Origin of the sequence: Haloechinothrix salitolerans (assembly GCF_042662605.1) — a bacterium.
In the GTDB taxonomy this organism is placed as follows: domain Bacteria; phylum Actinomycetota; class Actinomycetes; order Mycobacteriales; family Pseudonocardiaceae; genus Haloechinothrix_A; species Haloechinothrix_A salitolerans.
In genome coordinates, this window is the sequence record NZ_JBHSXX010000001.1 from 5,118,012 (window position 1) to 5,134,160 (window position 16,149).

Genomic DNA, 16,149 nt, shown 5'->3' on the forward strand with positions numbered 1-16,149 from the left:
ATGAAAAGTGTTCAGACATTTGAGGGAAAGGTCGTGACAGCGGCTTATTCTCCCGGTTTACTTACCGCTCGGTCCGATAAACAAGCGGACTGAACACGATGTCACATCGCCTAACCGGCACGTGGCATCGAGGAACGACAGAAAGGAATGTCATGCGCATAACCCCACGCGCAGTCGCATTAGGTGCGGCGTTGCTGGTCATGCCCGCGACCGCGTACTCGGCGACAGCAGCGCCAGCGACGGGTGGTGATGAGGGCGCCACGCGCTACATCGCCACGCTCGTCGATGACGCGAAACCGGGCGCTGTCGCCAAGGAACACTCTCGGCGACACGACGCGCGGGTCCGGCACGTGTACAAGCACGCGCTGAACGGCTACTCGGCACGCATCCCCGCCAGCCAGGTGGCACGCGTCCAGGCTGACGAGCGGGTGGACGCTGTCACGGCGGACCGGAAGGTCAGCATTAGCGCGCAGAGCCTCCCGACCGGCATCGACCGCATCGACGCTGAGCAGTCGACCACGGCGAACATCGACGGCAGCGACGACCGCGTCGACGTCGACGTCGCGGTGATCGACACCGGTATCGACCTCGACCACCCAGACCTCAACGTCTACACGGCAGGGGCGAAGAACTGCTCCACTGGCCAAAGCGCTGATGATGGTAACGGCCACGGCACTCACGTAGCCGGCACCATCGGCGCGATCGACGACAACAGCGGCGTCGTCGGCGCGGCGCCGGGCGCACGGGTCTGGCCGGTACGCGTGCTGAACCATCGTGGCTCCGGTTCCTGGTCCGACGTCATCTGCGGCATCGACTACGTGACCGCGAACGCCGACAAGATCGAGGTCGCCAACATGAGCCTCGGCGGTGGCGGCGCCGATGACGGAAACTGCGGCTACACCAACGACGACGCGATGCACCAGGCCATCTGCAACTCGGTGGACGCGGGCGTGACCTACGCGGTCGCCGCGGGCAACGACTACGACGACGCCGCGAACTTCGTTCCCGCCGCCTACGACGAGGTCATCACTGTCAGCGCGCTCGCCGACTTCGACGGCGTCTCGGGCGGCAACGGCAGCCCGACCTGCCGCGACGACGAGGACGACACGTTCGCCAACTTCTCGAACTACGGCGCGGACGTCGACATCATCGCGCCCGGCGTCTGCATCGAGTCGACGTGGAAGGGCGGTGGCTACGACACCATCTCTGGCACGTCGATGGCCTCCCCGCACGTCGCGGGCGGTGCGGCGCTCTACAAGGCCAACAACCCGAGCGCGTCGCCGAGCCAGGTGCAGTCCGAACTGGAGTCCGCGAGCACCACGGACTGGATCTGGCCGAGCGAGGACCCGGACGGCATCCAGGAACCGTTGCTGAACGTCGGCGGCTTCTAACCCTTCGGGAACGACTTTCCCTTACTGCCTGGGGCCCGGACCACACGTGGTTCGGGCCCCAGGTCGGGTCGTGCGAGCGCTGCATGTGTCGTGCTGTGAGCTGCGAGCGGTACCAGTGGTGGGACAATCGCGCTTTGGGTGCTGTCAGTGTCGGTGTGACTGCGTAGCGTGTGCGACGACGGGCAGTTTCCCGACCCGTCGTCCGTCGGTATCGTCCCCACCGTGAGGAGGTCAGCAGATGACCGAACCGGACAATTTGCCCGAGCGCGTCGACGCCCTCGAAACCCACGGCAAACAAATGCGCGAGGAGGTCGTGACCGCGCGCAGTGACGCGGCAGCGGCCCGCATGCTCGCGGCGGCAGCCGACCGCGATGTTTCCGAGGTGCGCTCCGAACTGCGCGCCCACACCTCAGCGCTGAACGCACTGCGAGAAACTCAGCTCGAGCAAGGGAAAGTGCTCGACAAACACACCGGAATCCTCGGTGAGCACAGCAAAGTGCTCGACAAACACACCGGAATCCTCGGTGAGCACAGCAAAGTGCTCGACAAACACACCGGAATCCTCGGTGAGCACAGCAAGGTGCTTGGCGAGCACAGCGCGATACTCACTGAGCACACCCGAACGCTCAGCGAACAAGGCGAGATTCTCGGCGGTCACACCACGATGCTCGGCAACGTGCAGGCAGGGATCACGCAAATCTTGGAACTGCTCACCGAACGCCGCGCCACCTAACGCTGGTCACGCGCCCGCGGCAGATCAGACCCTGCGGTCGCTCAGCGCGTCGCGTACCTTGTCGATGATGCTCACGCCCGCGTCGAGGATGAGGTTGGCTGGCGGCTTGTCCGGCATTCCCGGGTGCGGACGCGTCGGGGCGTCGTCCTTCGCCACGATCACCTTCCGGCCGAGATCGCGAAGCTCACCCTCGGAGCACTGGGCGCGCAACGCCGGCAGCAGATCACGTTCCTCGTCCTCGATGTGGTGGCGCACGTCGTCGATCAACTGCGCGACAACGTCATCGAACCGTGGATCGGAAGCGTCGAGCGGTTCGAGTTCCTTCATCAACCGTTCCGCTCTGGCGTGCTCGGCGATCTCGTGGTCCACGAGTTCGTCGCCGCCCTCGACGCGGTCACGGGCGACCGGGTACACGAACTGCTCCTCGGCGACCGAGTGCCGCACCAGGTCGGCGATCATGTGGTCAACGAGGTTTTTCCGGTAATCCAGCGAGTGGTTGTGCCGTTCGACCTCGCTGAACACCCGCTCCAGACCGCGGTGGTCTCGGACGATGGCGTGGATCAGGTCGTCGGCGGACTGCTGGGTCGTGCTCATCCGTCCTCCCGTAGTCACGGCTGCTCCCGACAGCTGCGTACCCGGCATGACCGCAAACGACACATCGACGCAGACGTGGCGGCGTACTCGCTGCCGCAGCGTTCATCGCACTATCGCGGACTTTTAGGCGCTAGGGGCGAACTGGCGCCCCAAGCGGCCTGATCGCGGCGCCGCCCGCTGGCACTAAGTTGATCACATCTACTCGCGTTGTTGTTCAGACAAGAGTGCAAATCGGACATACTCGCGCAACAGTGCGAGTAGACGTGATCAACAGCGTCACATGGGCGCAACCCACCCAACGTCGACCGCGTCCGCCAATGAGCGAACTGGCGGTGGCCGGTGATCTCGCCGAGGGCAGGCTGGTCGCGATCACGGTGACGGATCTTGATCTACGGCGCGCCTTCCGTGCGGTGTGGCCCGGTGGACGCAAATTGATCGGCCCAGCCGCGGCACTGCTCACCGTCGCCGCGAGGGGATGACGTCATCGCATTCCCACCATTTTCACACGAGTGGGTATCACTTATTCCTCACGCATGGACAACGACCTAAAAATCGCCACCACTAGAATGTGGTTAGCGCGAGAATGTCCGAAACGTACACGTTACGGAACTCGAAGTTCCGTTGCGATAAAAGCGTGAACTATCACACCCACAAACGTCCAACCCGCCACTGCCAAGGCGCCGCTTCTTAGTTACCTTACGTGGCAAAGAACGCCAGCTCGGCGCCGAGTTTCGTTACTTCGAATGAACCGCGCGAGCTCAACGAGTCGCTATAGCGGCCACATACGGCCATCAGCGAACCACGTTATTGTGATTCAACGTCACGATCGACTGACCAGCATCGCACCGGAGTTCGAACGTAGGTACGTTCGAATTCGGGCTAGCAATAACCATTGACTAGCCCGGATATGGATTCTCAACAAAGGAGAGTGCACCTACCATGAAAAAGGTTGGATTCGTCGCCGCGTCAGCGATCGGCCTCTCGGTGATCTTCGGTGGCACCGCGCAGGCCGCACCCGCGGAGAGCAATGTCGATGTTCCGGGGGGCGACGACATCACCTACGCGGACGCCTTCCACACATTCAACGAAGGCGGCGGCGCACTGGGCTACGGTGCTGCCTCGCTGGTGTCGAGTGCCTACACCGGCATCGCGCTGACCCCGTCTCTCGTCGCGCACTCCTTCGACGACTAACGACGACCTGAAACGACGTGGGCCCCGGTTTCGGACCGGGGCCCACATCTTGTTCGACATCTCGCCCCTCTGGCACGCCCGCCATATCGAGACACGGGTACGTTGGGGCGTATGGCTGAGATTCCCTCGATCACTCTGAACAACGGCGTCGACATGCCGCAGGTCGGTCTCGGCGTGTTCCAGGTCCCGAGCGAGCAGACCCGCGCCGCCGTGACCAGCGCACTGGAAGCCGGATACCGCAGCATCGACACCGCAGCCGTCTACGGCAACGAAGCCGAGGTCGGTGAGGCCATCGCCGAATCAGGTGTCCCGCGCGACGAGCTGTTCGTCACAACCAAGTTGTGGAACTCCAACCAGGGATACGACGAGACGGCGCGCGCGTTCGAGCGCAGCCTCACCAAGCTGGGCATGGACTACGTCGACCTGTATCTGATCCACTGGCCCGTTCCGGAACTCGATCGCTACCGCGAAACCTGGAGCGCGTTCGAGAAGCTCCACGCCGACGGCGCGATCCGCGCGATCGGCGTCTCCAACTTCAAGCCGCATCACCTCGACCGGCTAGCCGAAAACAGCGACGTCGTGCCCGCGGTGAACCAAATCGAGCTGCATCCGTACCTGCAGCAGGTCGAGTCCCGGCAGTACCACGCCGAGCACGGCATTGTCACCGAGGCGTGGGCCCCGATCGGTCAGGGCAGCGGCATCCTCGAGGACGCGACGATCGCGAAGCTGGCGGAGAAGCACGGCCGCACCGCGGCGCAGATTGTGCTGCGCTGGCACGTCCAACTCGGCAACGTGGTCATCCCGAAGTCGGTCACGCCGTCGCGCATCAGGGAGAACCTCGACCTGTTCGGCTTCAGTCTCGATGACGACGACATGGCCACGCTCGCGGGCCTGAACCGCGACGAGCGGATCGGGCCGGATCCGGATGCGATGAACATCCGGTGAGGGGTCCGCCCAGCGGCTCACTGCTGCTGGGCGACCTTCTCCCGCACCTCGTCCATGTCGACCTGGCCGACCTTGTCGATGAGCTCGTCCAACTGCGGCGCCGACAGCGCACCCGGCTGCGCGTAGAGCACGACGCCGTCGCGAACCGCCATGACGGTCGGGATCGATGAGATGCCGAACGCCTGCGCGATCTCCGGCTGCGCCTCGGTGTCGACCTTGCCGAACGTGATGTTTGGGTTGTTCGCCGCAGCACCCTCGAAGACCGGCGCGAACGACCGGCACGGCCCACACCACGAGGCCCAGAAGTCCACCAGTACGGTGCCCTCCGCGCTCACGACGTCGTTGAAGTTGTCCTGGGTCAGCTCGACCGTTGCCACATCGGCTCCTTTCCGTGGATACCCCTTCGGGTACGGACAACACTGGGACATGCCGCCGTTGTTCCCACCAAGGCCGCCCGGGAAATGAACACCCGTACGCACCACCATCAACGCGGCAAACGGAGCAATGTTCAGCTATCACACGTGGCCCAGGTCACACCGTCGTGACACTGCCGTTGCCTATTCGTAATCTAAGCGCGCTCTTGCGGTGATGGGGCGCGAGAGCACCGTTCCGCGCTTGGACTTACCGCGAAGGATGACGTTAAGCATGGCAGGTCGACATCGCGCCCCAACCCCATCACGTGTGAAGCCGCTCGTCATAGGCACCATCGCGACAGCTCTGCTTGGTGCGACGTTCTGGCTGGTCAGCAGCCTCGGCACGGGCGCGGAGGACCCGGCCATCACGGCCGCGACGTTCCACGGTCCGTCTATCGCGCTACCAACGCCTACCACGACCACGTCGACGACGCCGTCGACCAGGGCGACGACGACCACGAAGCGGCGCACGTCGCCGTCTTCCACCCCGATGCCACAGGCGCAGCCGAAGCCGACACCGACGCGCACCCACCCTCCGACGACGCGGCCTAAGCCCTCGACGTCCTGCTCCGCCACGTTGGACGGCACTCAGCGCCACGTGGCGCGGGTCGGCCACCACCTACTCGGCAGGTTCGACGTCGATTCCGTGATCGGCAGGGCCGAGCGGTCCGGTACCAGCGACCACCCTGACGGACTCGCGCTGGACTTCATGGTCTCGACGTCTACGGGTGACGCGCTGGCCGACTACGTGATCGACAACCAGGCACGCTTCGGTGTCACGTACGTGATTTGGCGGCAGCGCTACAACGACGGCGGCGGCTGGTCATACATGACGGACCGAGGAAACACCACCGCGAACCACTACGACCACGTGCACGTTTCTTTTCGCCCTGGCGTGGACGTCGACGTGACGTGCTGAGGTGTCGTACGCCCTCGACCGGATGACACCATCTACACAAGCGTCTAACGTAGGGCGCAAGGAGCCGAGACAGGCGTTCGCCGGGAGGGACGGTCATGACGCGGTCCGAGCAGGCACCAGCACCCACCGTCGAGCGGGTCGAGCACGTCGACGTCCTGATCGTCGGGGCGGGCCTGTCCGGTGTTGGGGCGGCGTGCCACCTGAAACGCACGCTGCCGCACAAGACGTTCGCGATCCTGGAAGCGCGCGAGTCGCTGGGCGGCACGTGGGACCTGTTTCGCTACCCCGGCATCCGTTCCGACTCGGACATGTTCACGCTTGGGTACCGGTTCAAGCCATGGCCGGAGCGGGAAGCGATCGCCGACGGACCGTCGATCTTGCGGTACGTCGCCGACACCGCCCGCGAATACGGAGTCGACAGCGCGATCCGCTACCAGCACCGGGTCGTGCGCGCGGAATGGTCCAGCGCCGACGCACGCTGGCTGGTCACCGCCGAGCGCACCGACAGAGGCGAGACAGTCCAGCTGACGTGCGGGTTCCTGTTCACGTGCAGCGGCTATTACCGCTACGACGAGGGCTACTCCCCCGAGTTCCCCGGCAGCGAGCGGTTCACCGGCGAACTCGTGCACCCACAACACTGGCCGGAGGACCTCGACTACTCGGGCAAGCGCGTCGTCGTGATCGGCAGCGGCGCCACCGCCGTCACGCTGGTGCCCGCGATGGCCGACGACGCGGCACACGTGACGATGTTGCAGCGCTCGCCCACCTACATCATCACGATCCCTGGCACCGACGCGATCGCCAACGGCCTTCGACGTCTGCTGCCTGACATGGCCGCCTACCGGCTCACCCGCTGGAAGAACGTGCTGCTGCAGGTCGGGATCTACCAGCTCAGCCGCAGGCGTCCGAAGCTGGTGCGCTCACTGCTGCGCAAGATGCTGCGGATGCAACTGCCAGACGACTACGACATCGACACCCACTTCAATCCCCGCTACAACCCGTGGGAGCAGCGTCTCTGCCTGGTGCCGGACGGCGATCTGTTCAAGGCACTCAGCAGGGGCAGCGCGTCGATCGTCACCGATCGGATCGAGACCTTCACCGAAAACGGCATCCGGCTGACCTCCGGTCAGGAGCTGACGGCGGATATCGTCATCACGGCGACCGGCCTGAACCTGCTGCCGTTCGGGGGGATCGACCTCGTCGTCGACGGCGAGCCGGTCAAGCTCCCGGACACGCTGGCCTACAAGGGCGTGATGCTCTCCGACGTGCCGAACTTCGCATACGTGATGGGCTACACCAACGCCTCGTGGACGCTCAAGGCGGACCTCGCGTGCGAGTACGTCTGCCGCCTGCTGGCGCACATGGAGTCCAACGGCTACGACCAGTGCGTCCCCGAGCGGGAGTCCGGTGTCGGCGAGGAACCGTTCGTGGATCTTGCGGCCGGCTACATCCTGCGTTCGTTGGACAAGCTGCCAAAACAGGGCACGATCGAGCCGTGGAAGCTGCGGATGAACCACCTGCGCGACACGCTCACGCTGCGGTACGGCCCGATCGAGGATCGGGTGCTGTCATTCCGGAGCGTGCGGGACCGCCGCACGGCGGGCGCGGCGTAGCTCAGCCGTCAGCGTTCTCCGCTGGCGCATCCGCCACCGTTCGCCGCATGGTGCGTACGATCGCGCTGGTCGCACGGTTGATTTGAACGGTGATCGCCTTGACCGCGAGCCACGCGATCGCCAAGAACAGCGCGCCGTAAAAGAGCGGCGTGGCGGCACCTGACGAGTCGCTGAACAGCGCGGTGAAGGCACCGACGACCAGCGCCAGTCCGAAAAGGACGAGAGCGCAGTACCCTATCCGAGTCGTGTGCTCGTTGCGCTCGTACAGCACCGACAGCTCGTCCACCGCATGCTTGTGGTTCGGCTTCACCAGGTCCCCTTCTGTCACGCCAGTTCGTCACGGGCAGGGCGCACATTACCGAAATATCGGGCCGCAGCGGGCAGTCGTTGTGCAAGCATTTTGCTTGCGTTGGTAGTAAGATGCTGGCATGGCTAGCATACACATCCGGGATATCTCCGACGACGCGGTAACCACGCTGAAGGTGCGCGCGGCGCGCGCAGGGCAGTCCCTTCAGGCATACCTTCGCCACGTCCTCGAAACCGAGGCAGAAGCGCTGACGCCAGAAGAAGCCGCTGATCGCGCACGCACTATCGCGGAACGGTCGTCAGTCACCGCAGACGATGTTGTCCAGGCAATCGCGGACATGCGCGAGGCCCGCGCGTGATCGTGCTGGACACCTCCGCGTTAGTGGAGTTCCTGGTCGGCACGGACGCAGCGGCCGATGACGTCCGCAACGCCGCGCGAAGCCAGCGGCTCAACGCGCCCCACGCCGTCGACCTGGAATGCGCGGCCGCCCTCCGTGGACTGGTACTCGGGAGGAAACTGCCTGCGGACGAGGCGCGGCGCGCTCTTGAACTGCTTGGCGAGATGAGCATTGTGCGGCACGATCACACGCCGATGCTGCCGCGCATCTGGGAGCTACAGCACAACATGTGGCCCTATGACGCCGCATACGTCGCTCTCGCCGAGAGTCTGGGTGCCGACCTGATCACCATTGATGCCAAGCTGGCCGGGGTTCCGGGCTTGTCCTGCACGGTGATCGACGTCCGAGGCGGCACAGCGGCCCCGCCGGGCCCGCGAGTGTCGTGAGCGGCGCGGTGCATGGAACGCAGCGGCCGTCGAACGTCACACACGACATCACGGACGCCGGACACGACGTTCGGCGCGCGGGACACGACGCGGCCGAGGGCTCAGTCGCCGTTTGTACCTCGATATCAGGACGTGCCCGATCGCGAGCACCGCGACGACCGCCAGCGGCACCCCGATCCGCGGGTACGGCAGGTTCAACGCGGGCACGACGACGAAGCCCGCCCACAGCGAGACGTAGGTGAAGTACACGTGGTCGACGTAGCGGTCCTGCCAGCCGGGCGGTGACTCGGTAGCGACGGCGAGCGCGCGCACCATGCGGAAGACCATGACGGCCGCGAGCACCGCCAGCCCCGTGAAGGCGACTCGCGCGCCCACCGCCAACTCGGGCCAGTCCACCGCGATGAGCAGAACGACCGACGCCAGCAGTCCGCCAAGGCACACGAGGTAAACGACCCGAGCAGCGCCCGCTTTGCCCGGCCGGGGCCGCATGGCGATGAGTCCGGCGAGCAGCCCGCCGAGCCCAGCGAGCGAGTGAAGCGAGACGAGAGCGATCCGAAGCATCTCGAGCCTCCCTGCCGACCGGATCGCACTATAGTAACGTTGTTTTCATACGACGACAATGTTATTGGAGTGCCGTGCCCGCTCGACCGACCGATGGAACCCCCTACGCCGCCGCGCACGCCGAGGGCAAGCGAGCCCTGCGCACGCTCGCGCTCGACACCGCGAGCACGCTGCTCGAACAACACGGCCCTGCCGCGCTGACCATGCGCCGCATCGCGGCCGAGATGGGCTGCTCGACGACGGTGCTCTACACCATCTTCGGCAGCAAGTCCGGTATCGCGGAGACGTTGTGGCGGGAGGGTTTCGCCCGGCTGCGGACCGCACTGGAGGAGGCACGCGGACCTGACCCGCTCGCCAGGCTGGCGGCGATGGGGCACGCCTATCGGCGCAACGCGCTGGCCAACCGCGCCTACTACTCGATCATGTTCCAGCGCCCGATCCCCGGCTTCCAACCGTCGGAGCAGGCCCGCGCCGAAAGCCTCGAACCGCTCCGCGTGCTGGCCGACGCGGTGGCCGACTGCCTCGACGCCGGGGTGTTCGAGCGGGGCGAACCTGACTACATCGCCCGCGTGCTCTGGGCCGCGTCCCACGGCGCCGTGAGCCTCGAACTGGCGGACTACGAAGGCGCAGCCGACGCCGAGCAGCGCTTCGACGACCTCATCGGCGCGGCAGCCGCGTGGTTCATGCCCGAGCGCCCCGCGCGTCCCGACGTACCCGCGCCGCGTCCGCGTCCGTGACCACCGCGGCCGCACGCCGGTCGGCCTCCCGCTCCACGCGGTAACGTTCCACCTCTTCCTTGCGACGCACGTCGTCCCAGCCGAGGACGTCCCCGACGACGTCCGCGGCATGCTGCGCGGCGGAGACGCCCCTGTCAGGGGCCTCCATGAACACCCGCGTGCGGCGCACGAGGACGTCGTCCAGGGTCAGCGCACCTTCGTGCGCGGCGGCGTAGTGCAACTCAGCGGCCAGGTATCCCGGCGCGCCCGACACCGGTTCGCCCAGCGCGGGCCGATCGGCGACGAGGTCCAACAGTTCCGTGGTCAGCGCGCCGTAGCGGCCGAGCAGGTGCTCGATGGCCGCCTCCGGCAGCCCGGACTCCGCTGCCAGCGATGCCACCTGGTTGCGCAGCGCCGGGTAGCCGGTCGCGCCGAGGACCGGCAGTCGCTCGGTGACAGACGCAGGCACCGCACGACCGAGCCGCCCCGCCAAGGCGTCCACGGCATCGCGCGCCATGATCCGATACGTCGTGTACTTGCCGCCCACCACGGAGAACATGCCACTCGGTCCCTCCAGCACCGCGTGGTCCCGCGACAACGCCGCCGTCGCGTCACCCTTGCCGCTCACCAGCGGCCGCAGTCCGGCATACACCCCCACGACGTCCTCACTGGACAGTGGCGTGCGCAGCCAGCGGTTGGCGTGGCCAAGCAGGTAGTCGACGTCGGCCTGCGTGGCGGCGGGATCGTCGCGATCGGCGTCCCACCTGGTGTCGGTCGTGCCCATCAGCCAGTAGTCGAACCAGCGCCGGATGATGAACACACTGTCGGACGTCTTGGCGATCATCCCGGTTGCGGAGTCGATCCGGTCGCCGGGCACCACGAGGTGGATGCCCTTCGCGGCAGTCACCGAGATGGACGACTCCCCCGCCAGTGACTGCACATCCTCGGCCCACACGCCAGTCGCGCTAACCACGGTGCGGCCCCGCACGGTTACCTCATCGCCGCTGTCGACGTCGCGCACCCGCACACCGGACACACGACCGGCGTCGCTGAGCACGCCGACGACCGGCGCCCGGGTGACGATGCGTGCACCAAGACGTGCGGCGGTGCGCGCGACGGTCATGGTGTGCCGGGCGTCGTCCACCCGGACGTCGTAGTACTGCACCCCGCCGGTGACGTCGGTGCGCAGCGCGGGCATCTCACGCAGCACGCCACGCCTACTCAGGTGCCGATGGCCCGGGACGCTGCGGGTGCCGGTGAGCCGCAGCAGGTCGTAGAGCAGCACACCCGATCCGATGTACGGCCGTTCCCACCGTCGCGTGAACGGGAACAGGAACTTCTCCGGCGACACGAGGTGCGGACACAGCCGATCCACCATCAGGTCGCGCTCGGTCAGCGCCTCACGCACCAGCGAGAAGTTCAGCTGCTCCAAGTAGCGCAGCCCGCCGTGGAACACCTTCCCGGACCGGGACGACGTCCCCGACGCGAGGTCGCCCTTTTCAAACAACGCCACCGACAGACCCCGGCTGACGGCGTCCAAGGCGGTGCCGACGCCGGTGATGCCGCCACCGATCACGATGACGTCGAACTCGCGCTCGGCGGCGTCGGTCAAGGCGGCGGCGCGCTGGGCAGGGTGGAGACTGCTCGGATCGCTCATCAATCCTCCCTGCTGGCCAGCCGCTGCCTGCGGTGCAGCTCGTCCGGACGGGTGTCGATCCGTTCCGCCTCGGCCTCGGTCAGATACGTCGGCTTGCCGACCGCCAACGCGCCCGCGAGGATCCGCGCGGCCTTCACCGTCATCTCCGTGACGGCCAACGCCTCGCTGGTGCTCGCGGCGAGCACGAAGATGCCGTGGTTGACCAGGTAGATCACCTTCGGCGGCCGATCGTGCCGCTCCAGGTGCCGATGCAGTTCGGTACGCACCGCCCGCGCCAACGCCAGCCCTGGATCGGCGTAGGGCACGATCACATTGTGGCGTCCCATGACGACGACCTGATCCGGGAACAACGCCCCCGCCACCAGTTCCGAAGCACGGTCGGAGCAGAGGATGCCGTTGACGGCGGTCGGATGCGTGTGCGCGACGACCTGCGCCCCGGCTTCCTCCAGGCACAGCGCGTGCAGCAGCGCTTCCATGGACGGCTTCGGCGCGGCAGCGTCCAGCCGGGCGTCCAGCATGGTGCGGTCAACCAAGCTGTCATCCGTCGAGTCGGACGCGACCAGGTCGAGCAGCGGCCGCGTGCGCACCGTGACGAAGTCCGCCTCGGTGGCGGTGCCCATCTGCGAGCCGCTGGCCTTGACCAGCATCTCGCCGTCGCCGGTGCGCATCGACGTGTTGCCCTCGGCAAGCACCACGAGGTCGCGGTCCGGTTCGGCCAGGGTGCGGGTGAGCGTGACGAGGTCGGTCACGACTGCTCCTTCCATCGGTCGCGTGCGGCGGCGACGCGGGCGCGGTAGTCCGCGTAGCCCTCCGTGTAGCGGGCTGCGTTCGCGGGATCGGGTTCGATGACGCCTTCCGGTGCGGTCCACGCGGCGACGTCGACGTCGTGGCCGAGCGCGCGTGCGCCCGCGATCACCGCGCCCCGCGCCCCGGACTCCGGCTGCGGGGCGAGACGAATCGGCCTGCCCAAGACGTCGGCGAAGATCTGCAGCCAGCCCGCGCTCTGCGTGCCGCCGCCGCACATCGCGATCTCGCCGGTCGGCCCGGCGACGTCGAAGCAGTGCCGCGCGGCGTACGCGACCGCTTCGCAGGTGGCGCGCACGAGATCGGCTTTCGTGCTCTGCACGGTGATCTGGTCGAATCCAGCCCGCGCACCGGGCTCCACGAATGGTGCCCGCTCCCCCGCCGGTGAGAAGAACGGCAGGCACGTCACGCCGTGCGCACTGGGTTGGCTCGCGGCGAGCAGGCCGTCGAGGACGTCGTGGGTCTCGCCGACGACGTCGAGCACCCAGTCGACGGCGGCGCAGCCCATCATCGCCAGCATCGCTCGCAGCCACTGGCCCTCGGTGCCGGTCGCGAACGTGAGCCCCGCCGGTTCGCCGGTGGTATCCAGCGCGTCCAGCAGCACCTGACACGCCAGCGTTGTGCCGACGATCAGGTGGCCCTCGCCGGGCGTGGTGACGCCGGAGCCGAGCGCGCAGGCGGGCACGTCGAACGGTCCTGCCGTCACCGGCAGCCCCTCCGGTAGCCCGAGCAGGTCCGAGCCCGCATCGGTCAGCGCCCCGATCGGCAGCGGATCCGCGATCGGCGCGAGCAGGTCCCCGCGAGTCACGAGCCCGCACCAGGCGAGCACGTCGTGGTCGTAGTCGCGGACATGTGGATCCAAGAACGGCATCGACGCGTCGGAGACGTCGGTGGCGCGCAGCCCGGTGAGCCGCTGCATCACCAGGTCCTTGCAGTACCCGGCGGTCGCGGCCCGGTCTAGCGACTCCGGCTCGTGCTCGGCCAGCCACGCCAGGATCGGCGCGGGCGCACCGGGGAACATCGCGCTGCCGGTATGGCGGTACGTCTTCGCGACGACGTCGTTGTCCTGCCAGCGCCGCAAGATGCCGGCCGCGCGGGCGTCCATCCAGGAGATCGCGGGCCGCACCGGACGGCCTTCGTCGTCGCCGAGCCAGACGCCGTCGCCCTGCCCGGTGAGCCCGATGAACTCCGGTTGCTGCCCGGCCTCGGCGACAGCGGCGCGGACCACGGCGGCGACCGAGCGCAGGATCTCGTCCGGGTCCTGCTCGAACCAGCCCTCGGCCGGGTTGCTCATGCCGGTCTGCTGCCGCTGCACCGCGCGCAGCGTGCCGGTCGTGTCGAAGACGGCGGCCTTGGTGACGGTGGTGCCGATGTCGATGCCGAGGTACATCACGCCTCCAGCACGGCCGGGTTCGCGCAGTTCGCCAGCGGTTCGCCGCGCACCCAGCGGCCGACCTCGGCGGCGCAAATGCGGGCCGCCCGCTCGGCCACTTCCTTGCTGCATCCGGCGATGTGCGGGGCGAGCACCAGGTTCGGCGTACGCAACAGCCGCGAGTCCGCGGGCAACGGCTCGGTGGCGTAGACGTCGAGGCCCGCCGCCGCGAGGTGGCCGTCGTCCAGCGCGTCGCAGAGCGCGTCGTAGTCCAGCACCGCTCCGCGCGCGGTGTTGATCAAGGCCGCGCCGGGCTGCATCTGTCGCAGTTGTCCCGCGCCGATCATGCCGCGCGTCTCGGGCGTGACGCGCTGGTGCAGGCTCACCACGCGCGAGTGCCGCAGCAGCGTGGTCAAGTCATCAACGCGGGTCACGCCGGGTTCGATGTCCTCGACGTACGGGTCGTAGACCAGCACACGCGCGCCGAACGCGGTCAGCAGCCGGGCCACCCGACGTCCGATCGCGCCGTAGCCGACCAAGCCAACGGTGGAGCCGTCCAGCTCGAACCCGGCGCCGCGGTACTCGTAGTAGTGCCCGCCCCACTCGCCACGCGCCAGGTCGGCGTGCCCCGCGACCATGCTGCGGCAGGTGCTGATCAGCATGCCGATGGTGAACTCGGCGACCGCGTTGGCGTTGCGGCCCGGCGCGTAACAGACCGCGACGCCGTGTTTCGTGGCCGCGTCGATGTTGACGTTGACCGGCCCACCACGCGAGACGACGACCAGCCGCAGGTCGGGGGTGTTGGCGAACACCTTCTCGGTGAACGGCGCCAGGTGGGTCACCGCGACCTCCACACCGGACAGCGCGGCGATGAGGCTGTCCTCGTCGCCGCAGGCTTCGTCCACCTCGGCGACCTGCCCGAATGGCACGCTGGGCCACGGCAGCGCCAACTCCCGCACCGAGTGGTCGTCGCCCAGCTCGTCCTGCAAGGCCGTCGTGAACAGCCGGGTGAGCACGAAATCGTCACCCGAGGCAAGGATGTGAGTCATCGCAGCCGCTCCCCGGAGTCGGTGTCGAACAGATACGTGCGGTCCCGCTGCAACGCGAGCGAGACCTGCTGGCCCGGCGCGAGGTCCAGTCCCGGCGGGGTCTGCGCGACGATGCGCTCGGTGACGCCAGGCAGCTCGATGCTGGCCAGGCCGTACTCCAACAGGTCCTCGTAGACCAGCACGGTGCCGGTGGCATCGGCCTTCGCGGCGTCGGTGAGCACGACGTCCTCCGGCCGCACGCCGAGCACGACCGACCCGGTGCCACTGGTCGACACTGGAACCGTGATCTCTTCAGAGAGCCGCACGACTCCACCGGCGAGCGTGCCGTCGACGGTGTTCATCGGCGGCTCGCCCACGAACCGCGCCACGAACAGGTTCGCCGGGTCGTCGTAGATCTCGTCCGGGGTGCCGACCTGCTGCACCACGCCGTCGTTCATGACCACGACGCGGTCGGCGAGGCTCAGCGCCTCCTCCTGGTCGTGCGTGACGAGGATAGTGGTGTAGCCGAGCTCCTGTTGCAAGTGTCGGAGTTCGCGACGGGTGGTGTCTCGCTGCGCGGCATCCAAATGCGACAGTGGCTCGTCAAGCAAGAGGACGTCCGGCTGCCGCACGATCGCTCGCGCCAGCGCCACCCGCTGCTTCTGGCCTGACGACAGCCCAACCGGGCGGGCGTCCAGGATGTCGCCGAGGCCGATGCGGCGGGCGACGTCGGCGACACGCTCCTTGCGGTTGGCCTTGCCGCGCGCCCGCAGCCCGAACGCGATGTTCTCCGCCACCGTCAGCGGTGGATACAACGCGTAGTTCTCGAACGCGACGCCGATGTTGCGACGCTGCGGCGGCAGCCCGACCATCGACGTCCCGCCGACGCGGATGTCACCGCTGGTGACGTCCTCCAGCCCAGCGATCATGCGCAGCGTCGTGGACTTGCCGCAGCCCGACGGGCCAAGCAAGCCCACCAGCTCACCACTGTGGACGTCGAGGTCGAAGCCACGCACCGCCTGCACCTCAGGACGGCCCTTCGTGCGGTACGTCTTGCGAATGCCGTCTAACGCCAAGTCACTCATGCGCCCTCCTTCATATCGAGCGCGGCACGCCGCGCCA

19 protein-coding genes are annotated in these 16,149 nt (G+C 67.4%); 10 read left to right on the forward strand and 9 right to left on the reverse strand.

The window, feature by feature from the left end; genetic code table 11:
* Positions 1-152 precede the first annotated feature (152 nt).
* Both ACFQGD_RS24320 and ACFQGD_RS24325 read left to right on the forward strand, forming a co-directional pair.
* Positions 153-1,391 (forward strand): S8 family serine peptidase, encoded by a 1,239-nt coding sequence (locus tag ACFQGD_RS24320; RefSeq protein ID WP_345389633.1) that lies wholly within the window; start codon positions 153-155, stop codon positions 1,389-1,391.
* A gap of 238 nt (positions 1,392-1,629) precedes the next feature.
* A complete protein-coding gene (locus ACFQGD_RS24325) occupies positions 1,630-2,124 on the forward strand; it encodes a hypothetical protein (protein ID WP_345389636.1) in 495 nt (164 codons plus the stop codon).
* A 24-nt stretch (positions 2,125-2,148) separates the two neighbouring features.
* On the opposite strand, the gene ACFQGD_RS24330 is transcribed toward ACFQGD_RS24325, so the two are convergent.
* A complete protein-coding gene (locus tag ACFQGD_RS24330; RefSeq protein WP_345389639.1) occupies positions 2,149-2,718 on the reverse strand; it encodes a hemerythrin domain-containing protein in 570 nt (189 codons plus the stop codon).
* A gap of 317 nt (positions 2,719-3,035) precedes the next feature.
* Here ACFQGD_RS24330 and ACFQGD_RS24335 point away from each other — a divergent pair, with 317 nt between their 5' ends.
* The 3 genes from ACFQGD_RS24335 (at position 3,036) to ACFQGD_RS24345 (ending at position 4,854) form a co-directional block, all read left to right on the forward strand.
* Complete coding sequence (locus tag ACFQGD_RS24335; RefSeq protein ID WP_345389642.1) at positions 3,036-3,197, forward strand: type 2 periplasmic-binding domain-containing protein; 162 nt, start codon at positions 3,036-3,038, stop codon at positions 3,195-3,197.
* A 460-nt stretch (positions 3,198-3,657) separates the two neighbouring features.
* Positions 3,658-3,909, forward strand: a complete 252-nt coding sequence (locus ACFQGD_RS24340; protein WP_345389645.1) for a hypothetical protein — start codon at positions 3,658-3,660, stop codon at positions 3,907-3,909.
* A 111-nt stretch (positions 3,910-4,020) separates the two neighbouring features.
* Positions 4,021-4,854 (forward strand): aldo/keto reductase, encoded by an 834-nt coding sequence (locus ACFQGD_RS24345; RefSeq protein ID WP_345389648.1) that lies wholly within the window; start codon positions 4,021-4,023, stop codon positions 4,852-4,854.
* A 17-nt stretch (positions 4,855-4,871) separates the two neighbouring features.
* Here the strand turns inward: ACFQGD_RS24345 and trxA are convergent, their stop codons facing one another.
* Positions 4,872-5,231: a thioredoxin gene (trxA, locus tag ACFQGD_RS24350; protein WP_345389651.1), complete on the reverse strand. Its 360-nt coding sequence runs from the start codon at positions 5,229-5,231 to the stop codon at positions 4,872-4,874.
* A 304-nt stretch (positions 5,232-5,535) separates the two neighbouring features.
* Here trxA and ACFQGD_RS24355 point away from each other — a divergent pair, with 304 nt between their 5' ends.
* Both ACFQGD_RS24355 and ACFQGD_RS24360 read left to right on the forward strand, forming a co-directional pair.
* The gene (locus ACFQGD_RS24355) at positions 5,536-6,186 is read left to right on the forward strand and encodes a VldE C-terminal domain-containing protein (RefSeq protein ID WP_390183651.1); all 651 of its coding nucleotides are present in this window, start codon (positions 5,536-5,538) and stop codon (positions 6,184-6,186) included.
* Between the two features lie 95 nt (positions 6,187-6,281).
* A complete protein-coding gene (locus tag ACFQGD_RS24360; RefSeq protein WP_345389657.1) occupies positions 6,282-7,799 on the forward strand; it encodes a flavin-containing monooxygenase in 1,518 nt (505 codons plus the stop codon).
* 1 nt (position 7,800) lies between these two features.
* Here ACFQGD_RS24360 and ACFQGD_RS24365 read toward each other — a convergent pair whose 3' ends face one another.
* On the reverse strand, positions 7,801-8,127 hold the full coding sequence (locus ACFQGD_RS24365; RefSeq protein ID WP_345389660.1) for a hypothetical protein: 327 nt from the start codon (positions 8,125-8,127) through the stop codon (positions 7,801-7,803).
* Between the two features lie 100 nt (positions 8,128-8,227).
* Here ACFQGD_RS24365 and ACFQGD_RS24370 point away from each other — a divergent pair, with 100 nt between their 5' ends.
* Positions 8,228-8,464 (forward strand): FitA-like ribbon-helix-helix domain-containing protein, encoded by a 237-nt coding sequence (locus tag ACFQGD_RS24370; protein ID WP_345389663.1) that lies wholly within the window; start codon positions 8,228-8,230, stop codon positions 8,462-8,464.
* Positions 8,461-8,889 (forward strand): type II toxin-antitoxin system VapC family toxin, encoded by a 429-nt coding sequence (locus ACFQGD_RS24375; protein ID WP_345389666.1) that lies wholly within the window; start codon positions 8,461-8,463, stop codon positions 8,887-8,889. The genes ACFQGD_RS24370 and ACFQGD_RS24375 overlap by 4 nt, the downstream gene beginning before the upstream one ends.
* Before the next feature lie 48 nt (positions 8,890-8,937).
* Here the strand turns inward: ACFQGD_RS24375 and ACFQGD_RS24380 are convergent, their stop codons facing one another.
* Positions 8,938-9,450 (reverse strand): hypothetical protein, encoded by a 513-nt coding sequence (locus tag ACFQGD_RS24380; protein WP_345389669.1) that lies wholly within the window; start codon positions 9,448-9,450, stop codon positions 8,938-8,940.
* Between the two features lie 74 nt (positions 9,451-9,524).
* Here ACFQGD_RS24380 and ACFQGD_RS24385 point away from each other — a divergent pair, with 74 nt between their 5' ends.
* Complete coding sequence (locus ACFQGD_RS24385) at positions 9,525-10,187, forward strand: TetR/AcrR family transcriptional regulator (RefSeq protein ID WP_345389672.1); 663 nt, start codon at positions 9,525-9,527, stop codon at positions 10,185-10,187.
* Here the strand turns inward: ACFQGD_RS24385 and ACFQGD_RS24390 are convergent.
* From ACFQGD_RS24390 to ACFQGD_RS24410, 5 genes are read right to left on the reverse strand one after another with little or no spacing between them, the layout of a single operon-like run.
* A complete protein-coding gene (locus tag ACFQGD_RS24390) occupies positions 10,132-11,823 on the reverse strand; it encodes a glycerol-3-phosphate dehydrogenase/oxidase (RefSeq protein ID WP_345389675.1) in 1,692 nt (563 codons plus the stop codon). The genes ACFQGD_RS24385 and ACFQGD_RS24390 overlap by 56 nt on opposite strands.
* Positions 11,823-12,572 carry a class II aldolase/adducin family protein gene (locus tag ACFQGD_RS24395; RefSeq protein WP_345389678.1) on the reverse strand — a complete coding sequence of 250 codons (750 nt, stop codon included), beginning with the start codon at positions 12,570-12,572 and terminating at the stop codon, positions 11,823-11,825. Before ACFQGD_RS24395 ends, ACFQGD_RS24390 begins: the two co-directional genes overlap by 1 nt.
* Positions 12,569-14,017 carry an FGGY-family carbohydrate kinase gene (locus ACFQGD_RS24400; protein WP_345389681.1) on the reverse strand — a complete coding sequence of 483 codons (1,449 nt, stop codon included), beginning with the start codon at positions 14,015-14,017 and terminating at the stop codon, positions 12,569-12,571. Before ACFQGD_RS24400 ends, ACFQGD_RS24395 begins: the two co-directional genes overlap by 4 nt.
* On the reverse strand, positions 14,017-15,048 hold the full coding sequence (locus ACFQGD_RS24405) for a 2-hydroxyacid dehydrogenase (protein ID WP_345389686.1): 1,032 nt from the start codon (positions 15,046-15,048) through the stop codon (positions 14,017-14,019). The genes ACFQGD_RS24400 and ACFQGD_RS24405 overlap by 1 nt, the downstream gene beginning before the upstream one ends.
* On the reverse strand, positions 15,045-16,112 hold the full coding sequence (locus ACFQGD_RS24410; RefSeq protein WP_345389689.1) for an ABC transporter ATP-binding protein: 1,068 nt from the start codon (positions 16,110-16,112) through the stop codon (positions 15,045-15,047). The genes ACFQGD_RS24405 and ACFQGD_RS24410 overlap by 4 nt, the downstream gene beginning before the upstream one ends.
* Positions 16,113-16,149: the final 37 nt, after the last annotated feature.

Excerpts from the sequence above, each read along its gene's own strand:
- ACFQGD_RS24405 (WP_345389686.1), bottom strand. The coding sequence starts at position 15,048 with ATGACTCACATCCTTGCCTCGGGTGACGATTTCGTGCTCACCCGGCTG.
- ACFQGD_RS24360 (WP_345389657.1), top strand. The coding sequence starts at position 6,282 with ATGACGCGGTCCGAGCAGGCACCAGCACCCACCGTCGAGCGGGTCGAG.
- ACFQGD_RS24335 (WP_345389642.1), top strand. The coding sequence starts at position 3,036 with ATGAGCGAACTGGCGGTGGCCGGTGATCTCGCCGAGGGCAGGCTGGTC.
- ACFQGD_RS24370 (WP_345389663.1), top strand. The coding sequence starts at position 8,228 with ATGGCTAGCATACACATCCGGGATATCTCCGACGACGCGGTAACCACG.
- ACFQGD_RS24380 (WP_345389669.1), bottom strand. The coding sequence starts at position 9,450 with ATGCTTCGGATCGCTCTCGTCTCGCTTCACTCGCTCGCTGGGCTCGGC.
- ACFQGD_RS24345 (WP_345389648.1), top strand. The coding sequence starts at position 4,021 with ATGGCTGAGATTCCCTCGATCACTCTGAACAACGGCGTCGACATGCCG.
- ACFQGD_RS24410 (WP_345389689.1), bottom strand. The coding sequence starts at position 16,112 with ATGAGTGACTTGGCGTTAGACGGCATTCGCAAGACGTACCGCACGAAG.
- ACFQGD_RS24325 (WP_345389636.1), top strand. The coding sequence starts at position 1,630 with ATGACCGAACCGGACAATTTGCCCGAGCGCGTCGACGCCCTCGAAACC.
- ACFQGD_RS24390 (WP_345389675.1), bottom strand. The coding sequence starts at position 11,823 with ATGAGCGATCCGAGCAGTCTCCACCCTGCCCAGCGCGCCGCCGCCTTG.
- ACFQGD_RS24400 (WP_345389681.1), bottom strand. The coding sequence starts at position 14,017 with ATGTACCTCGGCATCGACATCGGCACCACCGTCACCAAGGCCGCCGTC.
- ACFQGD_RS24340 (WP_345389645.1), top strand. The coding sequence starts at position 3,658 with ATGAAAAAGGTTGGATTCGTCGCCGCGTCAGCGATCGGCCTCTCGGTG.
- ACFQGD_RS24330 (WP_345389639.1), bottom strand. The coding sequence starts at position 2,718 with ATGAGCACGACCCAGCAGTCCGCCGACGACCTGATCCACGCCATCGTC.
- ACFQGD_RS24320 (WP_345389633.1), top strand. The coding sequence starts at position 153 with ATGCGCATAACCCCACGCGCAGTCGCATTAGGTGCGGCGTTGCTGGTC.